Source organism: Klebsiella sp. CN_Kp113, from assembly GCF_040064585.1.
Classification (GTDB): domain Bacteria; phylum Pseudomonadota; class Gammaproteobacteria; order Enterobacterales; family Enterobacteriaceae; genus Klebsiella; species Klebsiella michiganensis.
The window spans coordinates 99,069-113,210 of sequence record NZ_JBEAID010000012.1 but is presented as its reverse complement, the minus strand read 5'-3'; the positions used below and the strand labels follow the sequence as shown (position 1 = coordinate 113,210).

The 14,142-nt window shown below is 58.0% G+C and carries 17 protein-coding genes; 3 read left to right on the top strand and 14 right to left on the bottom strand.

Annotation, left to right across the window (positions count from 1 at the left end; genetic code table 11):
- Positions 1-4: 4 nt before the first annotated feature.
- Together ABLV30_RS06355 and ABLV30_RS06350 are read right to left on the bottom strand one after the other, a co-directional pair.
- Positions 5-1,432, bottom strand: coding sequence for a non-oxidative hydroxyarylic acid decarboxylases subunit C (locus ABLV30_RS06355; protein ID WP_109240807.1), 1,428 nt, complete (start codon positions 1,430-1,432; stop codon positions 5-7).
- The gene (locus ABLV30_RS06350) at positions 1,432-2,025 is read right to left on the bottom strand and encodes a non-oxidative hydroxyarylic acid decarboxylases subunit B (RefSeq protein WP_004104955.1); all 594 of its coding nucleotides are present in this window, start codon (positions 2,023-2,025) and stop codon (positions 1,432-1,434) included. Before ABLV30_RS06350 ends, ABLV30_RS06355 begins: the two co-directional genes overlap by 1 nt.
- A 169-nt stretch (positions 2,026-2,194) precedes the next feature.
- Between ABLV30_RS06350 and ABLV30_RS06345 the strand changes: the two genes are divergently transcribed.
- Complete coding sequence (locus tag ABLV30_RS06345; RefSeq protein ID WP_004853601.1) at positions 2,195-2,611, top strand: MarR family transcriptional regulator; 417 nt, start codon at positions 2,195-2,197, stop codon at positions 2,609-2,611.
- On the opposite strand, the gene ABLV30_RS06340 is transcribed toward ABLV30_RS06345, so the two are convergent.
- Complete coding sequence (locus ABLV30_RS06340) at positions 2,608-3,495, bottom strand: LysR family transcriptional regulator (protein WP_348865579.1); 888 nt, start codon at positions 3,493-3,495, stop codon at positions 2,608-2,610. The genes ABLV30_RS06345 and ABLV30_RS06340 overlap by 4 nt on opposite strands.
- A gap of 107 nt (positions 3,496-3,602) precedes the next feature.
- Between ABLV30_RS06340 and ABLV30_RS06335 the strand changes: the two genes are divergently transcribed.
- Together ABLV30_RS06335 and ABLV30_RS06330 are read left to right on the top strand one after the other, a co-directional pair.
- Positions 3,603-4,817, top strand: coding sequence for an MFS transporter (locus ABLV30_RS06335; RefSeq protein WP_048260277.1), 1,215 nt, complete (start codon positions 3,603-3,605; stop codon positions 4,815-4,817).
- Positions 4,814-5,191, top strand: a complete 378-nt coding sequence (locus tag ABLV30_RS06330) for a DUF4440 domain-containing protein (RefSeq protein WP_032751032.1) — start codon at positions 4,814-4,816, stop codon at positions 5,189-5,191. Before ABLV30_RS06335 ends, ABLV30_RS06330 begins: the two co-directional genes overlap by 4 nt.
- A gap of 66 nt (positions 5,192-5,257) precedes the next feature.
- On the opposite strand, the gene rpoS is transcribed toward ABLV30_RS06330, so the two are convergent.
- The 11 genes from rpoS to cysN all read right to left on the bottom strand — a co-directional run bounded on the left by rpoS (position 5,258) and on the right by cysN (position 14,141).
- A complete protein-coding gene (rpoS, locus tag ABLV30_RS06325; protein ID WP_004104962.1) occupies positions 5,258-6,250 on the bottom strand; it encodes an RNA polymerase sigma factor RpoS in 993 nt (330 codons plus the stop codon).
- A gap of 159 nt (positions 6,251-6,409) precedes the next feature.
- A complete protein-coding gene (gene nlpD / locus ABLV30_RS06320) occupies positions 6,410-7,471 on the bottom strand; it encodes a murein hydrolase activator NlpD (RefSeq protein WP_223852525.1) in 1,062 nt (353 codons plus the stop codon).
- Positions 7,472-7,653: 182 nt separating this feature from the next.
- Positions 7,654-8,280: a protein-L-isoaspartate(D-aspartate) O-methyltransferase gene (locus ABLV30_RS06315; RefSeq protein ID WP_009651549.1), complete on the bottom strand. Its 627-nt coding sequence runs from the start codon at positions 8,278-8,280 to the stop codon at positions 7,654-7,656.
- Entirely contained in the window at positions 8,274-9,035 is a 762-nt protein-coding gene (gene surE, locus ABLV30_RS06310; protein ID WP_004124266.1) for a 5'/3'-nucleotidase SurE, read from the bottom strand. Before surE ends, ABLV30_RS06315 begins: the two co-directional genes overlap by 7 nt.
- The gene (gene truD / locus ABLV30_RS06305; protein WP_014226586.1) at positions 9,016-10,065 is read right to left on the bottom strand and encodes a tRNA pseudouridine(13) synthase TruD; all 1,050 of its coding nucleotides are present in this window, start codon (positions 10,063-10,065) and stop codon (positions 9,016-9,018) included. Before truD ends, surE begins: the two co-directional genes overlap by 20 nt.
- Positions 10,062-10,541, bottom strand: coding sequence for a 2-C-methyl-D-erythritol 2,4-cyclodiphosphate synthase (gene ispF, locus ABLV30_RS06300; RefSeq protein WP_004853615.1), 480 nt, complete (start codon positions 10,539-10,541; stop codon positions 10,062-10,064). Before ispF ends, truD begins: the two co-directional genes overlap by 4 nt.
- Positions 10,541-11,251 (bottom strand): 2-C-methyl-D-erythritol 4-phosphate cytidylyltransferase, encoded by a 711-nt coding sequence (ispD, locus tag ABLV30_RS06295; protein WP_004853617.1) that lies wholly within the window; start codon positions 11,249-11,251, stop codon positions 10,541-10,543. Before ispD ends, ispF begins: the two co-directional genes overlap by 1 nt.
- Positions 11,252-11,270: 19 nt before the next feature.
- Positions 11,271-11,588, bottom strand: a complete 318-nt coding sequence (gene ftsB, locus ABLV30_RS06290; RefSeq protein WP_004104977.1) for a cell division protein FtsB — start codon at positions 11,586-11,588, stop codon at positions 11,271-11,273.
- 140 nt (positions 11,589-11,728) lie between these two features.
- Positions 11,729-12,055: a DUF3561 family protein gene (locus tag ABLV30_RS06285; RefSeq protein ID WP_014839365.1), complete on the bottom strand. Its 327-nt coding sequence runs from the start codon at positions 12,053-12,055 to the stop codon at positions 11,729-11,731.
- Positions 12,056-12,108: 53 nt separating this feature from the next.
- Complete coding sequence (gene cysC, locus ABLV30_RS06280) at positions 12,109-12,714, bottom strand: adenylyl-sulfate kinase (RefSeq protein ID WP_004853621.1); 606 nt, start codon at positions 12,712-12,714, stop codon at positions 12,109-12,111.
- A complete protein-coding gene (cysN, locus tag ABLV30_RS06275) occupies positions 12,714-14,141 on the bottom strand; it encodes a sulfate adenylyltransferase subunit CysN (RefSeq protein ID WP_014226587.1) in 1,428 nt (475 codons plus the stop codon). Before cysN ends, cysC begins: the two co-directional genes overlap by 1 nt.
- Between the last annotated feature and the right edge of the window lies 1 nt (position 14,142).

The window sequence follows — 14,142 nt, the reverse complement described above, 5'->3', positions numbered from 1 at the left end:
CTCCTTATTTACGTTTGGCCAGCATGGCGGTCAGTTTTTCAGCCCAGGCTTTGGTTTCAGGAAGATCCTGTACCGGCTGGCTGTAGTGGCCGCGCAGATCGGGCGCAACCGGCGTGGTGGCGTCGATAATCAGTTTGTCGGTGATCCCCGCCGGGCTGGAGCCTGGATCAAGCTCCAGGACCGACATATTCGGCAGCTGCACCAGGTCACCCGCCGGGTTGACCTTCGACGACAGCGCCCACATCACCTGCGGCAGGTTGAACGGGTCGACGTCTTCATCAACCATGATCACCATCTTCACGTAGCCCAGGCCGTGCGGCGTGGTCATCGCCCGCAGACCCACCGCGCGGGCAAAGCCGCCGTAGCGTTTTTTGGTGGAGATAATCGCCAGCAGGCCGTGGGTGTACATCGCGTTGACGGCCTGCACCTCCGGGAACTCAGCCTTCAGCTGCTGATACAGCGGTACGCAGGTGGCCGGGCCCATCAGGTAGTCGATCTCGGTCCACGGCATACCGAGATAGAGGGACTCGAAAATCGGCTTGCTGCGGTAGGAAACCTTATCGATACGCACCACCGTCATATTACGGCCGCCCGAGTAGTGGCCGGTAAATTCGCCGAACGGGCCTTCAATTTCGCGCTTGCGGCTTTCAATCACCCCTTCGAGGATCACCTCTGACCCCCACGGTACGTCGAAGCCGGTCAGCGGCGCGGTGGCGATTGGGTACGGGCTTTCACGCAGCGCGCCGGCCATCTCATATTCCGACTGATCGTATTTCAGCGGCGTGGCGCCCATCAGGGTGATAATCGGATCGTTACCCAGGGTAATGGCGATCGGCAGGTCTTCACCGCGCTCTTCCGCTTTGTGCAGATGCAGAGCGATATCGTGCATAGGTACCGGCTGCAGGCCGAGTTTACGTTTGCCCTTCACCTCCATACGGTAAATGCCGACGTTTTGCTTACCAAAATTGTCCGGGTCGAGAGGATCGCGAGAAACCACGCAGGCTTTGTCGAGATAAAAGCCGCCGTCGCCGTCATTGAGACGGAACAGGGGCAGAATATCGAACAGATTAATCGCCTCGCCGTCGACGGTATTTTCCGCCCACGCCGGGTTTGCCCGCCGCTCCGGCGTCACCGGAAATTTATCCCAACGACGAATAAATTCGTCGATCTGATTTTTCACCGGCGTATTCGGCGGCAGCCCCAGCGAGATAGCGTGGTTCTGCCAGGAACCGATGGTGTTCATTGCCACGCGCGCATCGGTAAAACCGCGAATATTGTCAAACCACAGCGCGGGAGCGCCATCGCCGATGCGCCCGGTCGCGTTTGCCGCCGCGGCCAGATCCGGCTCCGCGTTCACTTCTTCGCTAATTTTCAGCAGTTGCCCCTGGTCGTCCAGCGCCTGCAAAAAGCTGCGCAAATCATCAAAAGCCATTATTCATTCTCCTGTGATACATTCTCTACCGCCCGCAACCCGCTCCAGCGGCGCGCTTTGTGATACTCCAGACCGAACTGATCCAGCACCCGCGTGACAACGTGGTCAGTGACGTCCTCAATGGTTTTGGGATGGTTGTAATAAGCGGGCATGGGCGGCACCATCGCCACCCCCATGCGTGACAGGGCCAGCATGTTTTCCAGATGGATCGTGCTCAACGGCATTTCACGCGGCACCAGCACCAGCTTACGCCCCTCTTTCAGCACCACGTCCGCGGCCCGCCCCACCAGCCCCTCGGCATAACCGGCACGGATACCCGCCAGCGTTTTCATACTGCAGGGGATAACGATCATGCCGTCGGTACGAAACGAACCCGATGAGATGACGGCGGCCTGGTCCGCCGGACTGTGCGAGAAATCGGCCAGCGCAGCCACTTCACGGGCGCTGTAAGGCGTTTCCAGCTCAATGGTGGTTTTGGCCCACTTTGACATCACCAGATGCGTTTCCACTTCCGGCATCTCTCGAAGCGCTTTGAGCAGCGCCACGCCCAGCGGAGCGCCCGTCGCTCCGGTCATCCCTACGATTAGCTTCATCATCGCCTCACAATTGTTCGTATACGAACGTTTTTATTAAAACTACTCTTGATGAGCTTTTCGTGCAAGTGCGTTCGTCCACGGCCGCATTTTTCATCAAAACAGGAAAAATGCTAAAACGCCTTGCGAACGGCTATCATAGAACCGACGGTTTGATTACGGAGTTGTCATGGAGTTAAAAAACGAGGCGTTTCACCTGCTACGCCAGCTTTTTCAGCAGCACACCGCCCGCTGGCAGCTTGAACTGCCGGACCTCACCAAACCGCAGTATGCGGTGATGCGTTCCATTGCCGAACATCCCGGCATTGAACAGGTGACGCTAACGGAAGCGGCGGTCAGCACGAAAGCGACGCTGGCGGAGATGCTGAGCCGAATGGAGAGCCGCGGTCTGGTTCGTCGCGAACACGATCCGGCGGACAAACGCCGTCGGTTTGTCTATTTAACCGCAGAAGGCGAAGCGCTACTGGCAAGCTCAATGCCGCTGGGTAACGCCGTTGATGAAGAATTTTTAGGTCGGCTGAACGATGAAGAGCGCCAGCAGTTTTCGCAAATCATCCACAAGCTGATAGCGCGAGAACCCAATTAACCCAGGCGCTCGCGGAGAAAATCAATAAACGCCCGGACCCTGACGGGAACGTGCTGCGCGTCCGGGTAAACTGCGTACACCCCCTGGCGCGGAAAGCTAAACGCCGGCATCACCTTCACCAGCGCGCTGTCTGCCAGCGCAGCGGCCACCAGCCATTCGGGCAGCAGCGCGATGCCGCTGCCCGCTAGCGCAAAGGCCATCAGCGCGCTGGCGCTATCTGCCGACAGCCGCGGCGCCTGTTTAATCTCGAAGGCGATGCTCTCCTCATCGGGCCCGGTAAGCGGCCAGCGGAGCGGTGCGGTCAGACGTTCATGAATAATCCACGCCGCGTGGGCCAGCTCCTCAAGCGTCTTTACAGGATGCTGCGCCAGCCATGATGGGGCAGCAACCGGGACGATAGCAAAACGCGATATCAGCGCCGCGCGGTAGCGCGAATCCGCCAGCGTCCCGAGGCGAATCGCCACGTCAAACCGTTCGGAGATTAAATCCGCGTGGTGAGAAAAAGAAACATGGCGCACGCGGAGCGCTGGATGCCGCTGGCTGAACTCCGCCAGCGCCGGGATAATCACCTGCGCGCCATATTCTGGCGTCGTTGTGATCCGCAGTTCACCGCTCAACCCCACGTGGCTGCCCCGGACGTCGTCCTGCAGGTTTTCCGCCGCTTTCAGCAGCGCGACCCCGCGATGATAGAAGAGCGAACCGGCTTCCGTCAGCGTCAGCCGACGGGTCGATCGCAACAGCAGCGTAACCCCCAGCTCGCTCTCCAGCTGGCGAATGTTGAAACTCACCACCGCCTTGGTCTGCCCCAGCGCCGTCGCCGCCGCGGTAAAACTTCCGCTATCGACCACCGCTACAAACATGTTCATCCGCTGCAGGTTCAGCATCGCGCCGCCAATTGTCAAAAAATTTCAGACAGTATATCTCCGAATGTCGTGTTTATTCGCCCTGACGCTGAGGTTTACAGTAGCGGCCTTCACGGGGGGTTTAATCAATGACGTATCGCAGCAAGGTCGCAACCGTTTTTCTGCTGGGTTTCTTTCTCGACTTAATCAATATGTTCATCGCCAGCGTCGCCTTTCCGGCGATGAGCCGGACGCTGCACGCGTCGGTGGGCGAACTGGCGTGGGTCAGCAATGGCTATATTGCCGGGCTCACGCTGGTACTGCCGTTTAGCGCCTGGCTCAGCCAGCAGTTTGGTACCCGGCGGGTATTCCTGCTTTCGCTCAGCATATTTAGCTTTGGGGCTCTGGCTGCAGGAATGGCCGACTCGTTGACCAGCCTTGTCATGTGGCGCGCCCTGCAGGGGATGGGCGGCGGACTATTGATTCCGCTAGGCCAGTCGCTAACCTGGCAACAGTTCAGGCCTCACGAGCGGGCGAAACTTTCCGCCGCGGTGATGCTGGTCGGGCTGCTGGCGCCGGCGTGCTCGCCGGCGATCGGCGGGGTGCTGGTGCAATCGCTCAGCTGGCGCTGGGTTTTCTTTGCCAGCCTGCCGATCGCGCTGCTGACGTTCGGACTGGCAGCGCTGTGGATTAAGGATGAGAGACGCGTCGCGCGGCCGGGGGGACTCCTGCGTCTCTCACTACTGCGCGATCCGCTGCTGCGCTTTTCAATGCTGGTCTATCTCTGCGTGCCGGGGACTTTTATTGGCATCAATGTCGTCGGGATGTTTTATTTACAAAGCGTGACGGGGATGTCGCCCTCCGCCATCGGCGCCCTGATGCTTCCGTGGTCGCTGGCCTCGTTTGTGGCGATCGCGACGACCGGCCGCTATTTCAATCGTCTCGGCCCCCGCCCGCTTATCGCGGTCGGCTGCCTTCTCCAGGCAGTCGGGATCGTCACCCTGGCTGGCGTCAATGCCCATACCGCCAGCAGTATGCTAATCGCGGCATTTATATTCATGGGCGCAGGCGGCAGCCTGTGCAGCAGTACGGCCCAGAGCAGCGCGTTTCTGAATGTGGCGAACGGCGATATGCCGGACGCCAGCGCGCTGTGGAATCTTAACCGCCAGCTCAGTTTCCTGATGGGATCTGCGCTACTGGCAGCCTTACTGAGCGCCTTTTTGCTTTACTGGCCAACGCCGCAGGCGTGGCGTGGCGTATTTATCGCCGCCGCCGCGTTGACCCTGGCGCCGCTGCTGGGCTGCCTTACCTTCGATAACCGGGCGATAATCATGCGCCTGCACGGTAAAATGGAGAACAAATGAATCGCTATATTGCGGAAGTTATTGCGGCCCACGTGGCTATAGAAAACTGGCTGAATCAGGGGGACGGGAGCGCCGACGCGCTGATGCGTCGCTTTAGCCCGGACTTTACCATGATCCCGATAAACGGTATGCGCATGGATCATCAGGCGGTCAGCGCCTTTTTTCACGGGGCTCGCGCCAGCCGTCCGGGCTTAAAGATTGTCGTCGATAGTGCCGCCATACTTGCCGAATGGCGCGATGGCGCAGCGGTGAGCTACCGGGAAACACACGCGCTCCCAGGCAAAGCGGAAACCGCGCGCTGGTCGACGGTTCTTTTCCGTCTGCAGGAAGAGAAAATCATCTGGCGGCACCTCCACGAGACGGCGATCGCGTAAGCGACGGAGGCCCAAAAAAGAAAAAGGCCCAATCAAAACGATTGAGCCTTTTTTAAGAAAGGTGTCTTACTCGCGGAACAGCGCTTCGATGTTCAGCCCCTGACTTTGCAGGATCTCCCGCAGACGGCGAAGACCTTCTACCTGGATCTGACGCACGCGTTCGCGGGTCAGGCCAATTTCGCGGCCCACATCCTCAAGCGTCGCGGCTTCATAGCCGAGCAGACCAAAGCGACGAGCCAGCACTTCACGCTGCTTGGCGTTCAGTTCGAACAGCCATTTGACGATGCTTTGTTTCATATCATCGTCCTGCGTGGTGTCTTCCGGGCCGTTGTCTTTTTCATCGGCCAGAATATCCAGCAGCGCTTTTTCCGAGTCGCCGCCCAGCGGTGTATCCACCGAGGTAATGCGCTCGTTCAGACGCAGCATCCGGCTCACGTCATCAACTGGCTTATCCAGCTGTTCGGCTATCTCTTCCGCGCTTGGCTCGTGGTCCAGCTTATGGGACAACTCGCGTGCGGTACGCAGATAAACGTTCAGCTCTTTGACGATATGGATAGGTAAACGAATGGTACGGGTTTGGTTCATAATCGCCCGTTCAATCGTTTGGCGAATCCACCAAGTCGCGTAAGTCGAAAAACGGAACCCACGTTCCGGGTCAAACTTCTCAACTGCGCGAATCAGCCCCAGGTTACCTTCTTCAATCAGATCCAGCAGAGCCAGACCGCGATTGCCGTAACGGCGGGCTATCTTGACGACCAGACGCAGGTTACTTTCGATCATCCGGCGGCGTGACGCAACGTCACCACGCAGCGCGCGACGCGCAAAATAAACCTCTTCTTCGGCCGTCAGCAGTGGGGAATAACCAATCTCTCCAAGATAAAGCTGCGTCGCATCGAGCACCCGTTGGGTTGCTCCCTGCGAAAGAAGCTCTTCCTCAGCCAGATCGCTATCACTGGGTTCCTCTTCAACTAAGGCTTTCTCATCAAAAACCTCGACTCCGTTCTCATCAAATTCCGCGTCTTCATTTAAATCATGAACTTTCAGCGTATTCTGACTCATAAAGATGGCTCCTACCCGTGATCCCTGAGCAAAGCACCTTCCGCTAAACATCACTTAAAAGACGCCCGGACGAGAACCTTTTCTGCCCCGGTAAAGCAGGCATTCTGGCCGCCCTGGCGCCTCTTTTAGCGATACTGAGCTTATCCGTACTTTGCCAAATTATCGCTGCGGTAAATACTGCAGCGGGTTGACGGATTTCCCCTTGTAACGAATTTCAAAATGCAAACGTGTAGAACTTGTACCTGTGCTACCCATGGTAGCGATTTTCTGCCCCGCCTTGATATCTTGTTGCTCTTTTACCAGCATCGTATCGTTATGTGCGTAGGCGCTCAGGTAATCATCGTTGTGTTTGATGATAATAAGATTACCGTAACCGCGCAGTGCGTTACCGGCATAGACGACGCGCCCATCTGCGGTCGCGACAATAGCCTGTCCTTTACTGCCTGCAATATCAATACCTTTATTGCCACCTTCGGCACCACTAAAGTTCTCGATAACCTTGCCATCAGTCGGCCAGCGCCATGAAGAGATCGGCGAACTGGTTGACGTACTGCTTGCAGTCGATTGGGTTGTGCTGACAGCCGGGGCCGTAACAGGCGCGACGGTTGTTGTCGTCGTCGCAGGCTTGTTATTCGGCAACATCTTATTAGCACTCTGTTCACCTGAAGATTCAGAATACGTAATAGTTGGTTGGGACGCAACCACCGCGGTGGATTTTTGTGCAGAATTTGCGGTTAACATCCCGCCGCTGCTGGCCTTCACGCTGGCCTGGGCGACAGGGTTATCTCCGGTGATTGGCTGACCGGACGCGTTACCAACCTGCAGCGTCTGACCCACGTTCAGACCGTACGGCGCCGGGATATTATTACGCTGCGCCAGGTCGCGGAAGTCGTTCCCGGTGACCCACGCAATATAGAATAGCGTGTCGCCGCGTTTAACAGTATAGGTACTGCCGCCGGTATAGCTACCTTTCGGAATATCCCCATACTTACGGTTGTAGACAATTTTGCCGTTCACCGTTTGTACCGGCTCCTGAGCCATCGGCTGAACCTGAGCGGGCTGCGTCTGCACCGGCTGCGTTTGTACCGGGCGCGCCTGCGGAACGTTATTGGATGGAGGCGTGATCAGCATTCCGGAATTCGTGCTGGAAGACGAAGTCCCGCCAGCCGAGCTGACCGGCGCAGGCGGATTGTTGGAGCTGCTGCAGCCTGCCAGCCACAGTGACACCAGTGATAAAGCCGCAATGCGGCTTAAGGTAAAATTTGGGCTTCCCGCGCTCATTTATCCCCCAGGAATATGTTAACTACCAATATCTTGCTCACCGGACGGCGCCCGGCCAGGACACGAAAAATGCGTCCACCCTATGCCTAAATGCAGGCAAAAAAACCTGGAATAATCCGGGTTCAGGCTAACTCCCCCTTCACGAGGGGAACAAAGCGCACGGCTTCGACAGTATCAATGACAAACTCGTTGCCGCGCCGACGGATCCGCTTCAGGAACTGATGCTCTTCGCCAACCGGCAGCACCAGTACGCCGCCATCGTCCAGCTGCGCCAGCAGCGCGGCCGGAATTTCCGGCGGCGCGGCGGTAACGATAATCGCGTCGAACGGCGCACGCGCCTGCCAACCCTGCCATCCATCGCCGTGACGGGTTGAAACATTATGTAAATCAAGTTGTTTAAGACGACGGCGCGCGTGCCACTGCAAACTCTTAATTCGCTCAACCGAGCAAACGTGATGCACCAGATGCGCCAGAATCGCCGTCTGATAGCCAGAGCCGGTGCCGATTTCCAGCACCCGGGACTCCGGCGTTAGCGTCAGAAGCTCGGTCATCCGCGCCACCATGTAGGGTTGCGAGATGGTTTGCCCCTGACCAATCGGCAGCGCCGTGTTTTCCCACGCCTTATGTTCAAAGGCTTCATCAACAAACTTTTCTCGCGGCACCATGGCGATCGCGTTCAGCACGCGCTCGTCAATAATGCCCTGCGTGCGGAGCTGATTGAGAAGACTTTCAACACGTTTACTTACCATTGCGTATCAACTCCAACGCGATCCAGCCAGCCGCTAACCACCTCATGCGCGCCGTGGGCGGTTAAATCGACGTGTAGCGGCGTGACCGACACATAGCCTTCATCCACGGCGGCAAAGTCGGTATCCGGCCCGGCGTCGTACTTTTCGCCCGGCGGTCCGATCCAGTACAGCGTATTGCCGCGCGGATCTTTTTGCGGGATCACCTGGTCGGAAGGATGACGACTGCCGCAGCGGGTCACGCGGATACCTTTGATCTGCTCAAGAGGCAGATCCGGCACGTTGATATTGAGAATGCGCCCGGTGCGCAGCGGCTCGCGGCTTAAAGCGCGCAGAATAGAGCAGGTGACCGCAGCGGCGGTATCGTAATGCTGATAGCCGTTTAGCGAGACGGCCAGCGCCGGAAAGCCCAGATGACGGCCTTCCATCGCGGCGGCAACGGTGCCGGAATAGATGACGTCGTCACCGAGGTTGGGTCCGGCGTTAATGCCGGAAACCACGATATCCGGACGCGGCCGCATCAGGGCGTTGACCCCGAGATAAACACAGTCCGTCGGCGTGCCCATCTGTACGGCGATATCGCCGTTATCAAAAGTGAAAGTGCGAAGCGAAGATTCCAGCGTCAGGGAGTTCGACGCTCCGCTGCGGTTACGATCGGGTGCAACTATCTGAACCTCAGCGAATTCCCGTAAGGCCTTTGCCAGGGTCTGAATGCCCGGCGCATGAATCCCATCATCGTTACTCAGCAATATTCGCATAGTCACCCGTTGTATTGATAAGCTCCCTTACTACGCTGGTGGCGAAGCTGCCCGCGGGCAGCCAGAAACGCAGTTCAACGGTAACGTCATCCCACCAGTTCCAGCTCATCTGCTGGGGATAAAGCAGCATCGCCCGGCGGGCGGCCTCTACTTTTTCACGCACCAGCAGCGCCTGTAGCTGCGTCTCTTCGACCACTGCCGCCTGCTCGGCGGCCAGCGCATCCCGTTGGCTTCCCCAGTCGCCGCTGCCCACAAGCGCAGCGGTAATCATCAGCTCGCGGTTATCTACCCGCGCCTGGAGTTCCGTCAGTTCTTCAGAGGCCGCAACGAACCAGCTTCCGCGCCCCGCTAATTGTAGCGCATCGCCATCAACAACCTGATTAAATTCCGGTTTTTTTAATCTAATACCAACCTGTTGATTAAACAATGCGCTGCGGGCCGCCGACAACCAAAAACTGCGTTTATTGCGATCGCGCACCGGCGCGCCGCTCTCGGCCCAGCGCAGCGCCCCCAGCAGATTACTGCCGCCGATACCGAAGCGCTGGGCGCCAAAATAGTTGGGTACGCCATGCTCAGCAATCGCCTGTAAACGCGTTTCGACATCGTCGCGATCGCTGATTTCGCGCAGCACCAGCGTAAACTGGTTCCCCTTCAGCGCCCCGAGGCGCAGCTTGCGCTTATGGCGCGCGTACTCCAGTACCTGACAGCCTTCAAGCTGAAATTTGCTCAGGTCGGGCATCTCTTTGCCCGGCACTCGGGCGCACAGCCACTGTTCAGTCACCGCGTGTTTGTCCTTCTGCCCGGCAAAGCTCACTTCACGCGCATGAATTTTAAGGAATTTTGCCAGCGCGTCAGCAACAAAACGTGTATTGCAGCCGTTTTTCAGAATACGCACCAGCACATGCTCGCCTTCGCCGTCAGGCGCAAAGCCGAGATCCTCAACCACCACGAAGTCCTCCGGGTTGGCTTTTAGCAGCCCCTGGCTCAGCGGTTTTCCATGCAGATAAGTGAGTTCGTCAAAAGCGATCATTTCTCCGCCTTACGCAGCAGCGCCACCGCTTCACAGGCAATGCCTTCGCCGCGACCGGTAAAGCCCAGCTTTTCCGTGGTGGTGGCTTTGACGTTAACATCGTCCATATGGCAACCGAGATCTTCGGCAATAAAGATGCGCATCTGGGGAATATGCGGCAGCATTTTTGGCGCCTGGGCGATAATGGTGACGTCAACGTTGCCAAGGGTATAGCCTTTCGCCTGAATCCGCCGCCACGCTTCGCGCAGCAGTTCGCGGCTGTCGGCGCCCTTAAAGGCCGGGTCCGTATCCGGGAACAGCTTGCCGATGTCGCCCAGCGCCGCCGCGCCAAGCAGCGCATCGGTCAGCGCGTGCAGCGCGACGTCGCCGTCGGAGTGGGCCAGCAGCCCTTTCTCGTAGGGTACGCGCACGCCGCCGATGATGATTGGGCCTTCACCGCCAAAAGCGTGTACGTCAAAACCGTGTCCAATTCGCATTAAGCCTTCTCCTGGTGTCGGGAACGGGTAAGGTAAAATTCGGCCAGCGCCAGGTCTTCCGGGCGCGTCACTTTAATATTATCAGCTCGTCCGGCGACCAGTTCAGGATGAAAGCCGCAGTACTCCAGCGCCGAGGCTTCGTCGGTGATGGTCGCCCCTTCATTAAGCGCCCGCGTCAGGCAATCAACAAGCAGTTCGCGAGGGAAAAATTGCGGCGTCAGCGCGTGCCATAAATCGTTACGTTCAACGGTATGGGCGATGGCAGCCCTGCCCGGCTCCGCGCGCTTCATCGTGTCGCGAACCGGAGCGGCCAGAATGCCGCCCGTACGGCTGGTTTGGCATAGCTGAAGCAGGCGGCTGAGATCGTCCTGGTGCAGGCAGGGGCGCGCGGCATCGTGCACCAGCACCCAGTCGGCTTCGCCAAGAACCTTCAGGCCAGCGAGAACGGAGTCCGCGCGTTCCGTGCCGCCATCAACAACGGTGATTTGGGAGTGGTTCGCCAACGGCAGTTGGCTGAAGCGAACGTCGCCCGGGCTGACGGCAATCACCACCCGCTGTATAAGGGGGTTTGCCAGCAGCGCGGCGACCGCGTGCTCGAGAATCGTTTTGTTACCGATTGAGAGATATTGTTTAGGGCATTCCGTTTGCATGCGGCGGCCAAAACCGGCTGCCGGCACCACGGCGCAAACGCCCGGAAAAGTGGCTGCCATGTTGTAATCCTGGGCCTGTTTATCGATTATTCTGCTGTTGCCCCGCGGCCTGGTTGCGTTTTGACGCATCCGGCACCAGACGATAAAACGTTTCGCCCGGGCGGGTCATACTGAGTTCATTGCGCGCGCGCTCTTCGATAGCTTCCTGACCGCCGTTGAGGTCGTCAATTTCGGCGAACAGCTGATCGTTGCGTGCTTTTAATTTAGCGTTCGTTGCCTGCTGCGCGGAGACATCGTCGTTAACCCGGCTATAGTCGTGCAGACCATTTTTGCCGAACCATAGCGAGTACTGCAGCCAGACCAGCAAAGCCAATAACAGCAGCGTTAGTTTACCCATCCTGCCCCCTGAAAAACGGCATCATCATCCCATAACTCGCCCGAGTTCTCTACTCTGGCGCGCGGACGACGCCGCGTAACGCGGGGACTGTACCACATTTTTACCGTTGATACCCAGGCTAGATTCATTCGTAGAAAGGACTACCCCAGTAGCCAGAGGAACAGCAGACCGAACATCAGTCCGACGGTTAAAATCGTCGCGCAGACGCTGTACTGAAGTTTGCCGTCCATCAGCGAATGCAGCGCGATGCCAACCACGACGGCAACCGGCATTAATGCCAGGAAGAACGGCCAGGTATAGAGGAAGACAAATAGCGTGTTACTGCCATAGATCAGGAAGGGAATACCCAGCGCCAGCAGCCATGAAATAAAGCCAACGGCAGCGCCCGACAGAGACCAGGTGGTCTCGTCGCTGACTGCCGGCGGCGGTTCTGAACGAATAATACTGATGTTCTGGGTATTGCGCATATCGAATCCTGTTGACCTGGCGATCGGCATCCTGTGATGATGCCGCTGCCGTTTCAGGATCTGATAATATCGCTCTGTCGTAGCAGGTCTAATAATTGGTGCACCAAATTTGTTACCAATTGTTCACCGTCGAGGTGAATTTCGGCGCGCTCCGGGGATTCATACACTGAATCAATTCCGGTAAAGTTGCGCAGCTCCCCGGCCCGTGCCTTCTTGTACAGCCCTTTCGGATCCCGCGCTTCGCAGATCGCCAGCGGTGTATCGACAAAGACTTCAATAAAGCGCCCTTCGCCCAAACGTTCGCGCACCATCTGCCGCTCTGCGCGATGCGGTGATATAAACGCAGTCAATACTACCAGCCCGGCATCCACCATCAGCTTCGCCACTTCACCCACCCGGCGAATGTTTTCTTTGCGGTCGTCGTCGCTGAAGCCAAGATCGCTGCACAGGCCGTGACGCACGTTATCGCCATCCAGTAAATAGGTGCTCACGCCGAGCCGATGCAGCGCCTCTTCCAGCGCGCCGGCAACGGTGGATTTCCCCGAGCCCGAAAGCCCGGTGAACCACAGTACCACGCCGCGATGGCCATGATGCTGCTCGCGCTGCGCCTGCGTGACAGGATGTGCGTGCCAGACGACGTTTTCGTCATGTCGGGCCATTACTTGCCTCCCAGCAGGTCGCGGGCGTCCCAGTGCGGGAAGTGCTTGCGAATAAGCTGGTTCAGCTCAAGCTCAAACGCGCTGTATTGCGAAGCGCCTGCCTGAGCCTGCTCGTTCGGTTCGCGTACCATCCCTGCGCCAACGGTCACGTTGGTCAAACGATCGATAAAAATCAGGCCCCCGGTGACCGGGTTATCCTGGTATTTATCGAGTACCAGCGGCTCGTCGAAAGTCAGATCCACCAGCCCAATGCCGTTGAGCGGCAGCGATTCCACTTCGCGCTGGGTCAGGTTGTTAATATCAACCTGGTAGCGTACGCCATCCACGCGGGCGCGGGTTTTCTTACCGGCGATTTTAATGTCATAGCTCTGGCCAGGCGTTAGGGCCTGCTCCGCCATCCATACCACATCAACGCTGGCGCTTTGTACCGCAGGCAGAGAGACCGTCGCGTCCACCAGCAGGTCACCGCGGCTGATATCAATTTCATCCTTCAGCACGAGAGTGATAGCCTCCCCGGCCGCCGCTTCCGGCAGATCGCCGTCAAAGGTGACGATGCGCGCCACGGTGGATTCCACCCCCGACGGCAGCACTTTCAGGCGCTGTCCTACGCTCACGCTGCCGGCGGCAACCGTACCGGAGAATCCGCGGAAGTCGAGGTTCGGGCGGTTGACGTACTGCACCGGGAAGCGCAGCGGCTGGCTTTCCACCACGCGCTGAATCTCAACGGTTTCCAGCACTTCCAGCAGCGTCGGGCCGCTGTACCACGGCATTTTATCGCTCTGGCTGGCGACGTTGTCCCCTTCAAGCGCGGAAAGCGGGACAAAGCGAATGTCGAGATCGCCTGGCAGCTGTTCAGCAAAGGTCAGATACGCTTCACGGATGGTGTTAAAGGTCTCTTCGCTAAAATCGACGAGGTCCATTTTGTTCACCGCCACCACCAGGTGTTTGATCCCCAGCAGCGTGGAGATAAAGCTGTGACGACGGGTTTGATCGAGCACGCCTTTGCGCGCGTCGATCAGCAGGATCGCCAGGTCGCAGGTTGACGCGCCGGTCGCCATGTTGCGGGTATACTGTTCGTGTCCCGGGGTGTCGGCGATAATAAATTTGCGCTTCTCGGTTGAGAAGTAACGATAGGCGACGTCAATGGTAATGCCCTGCTCACGCTCGGCCTGCAGACCGTCCACCAGCAGCGCCAGATCGAGTTTTTCGCCCTGGGTACCATGACGTTTGCTGTCGTTATGCAGCGAAGAGAGCTGATCTTCGTAAATCTGACGGGTATCGTGCAGCAGGCGGCCAATCAGCGTACTTTTGCCGTCGTCGACGCTGCCGCAGGTCAAAAAGCGCAGCAGGCTTTTGTGCTGCTGGGCATGCAGGTAGGCTTCAACGCCGCCTTCATTGGCAATTTGTTGTGCAATAGTCGTATTCATG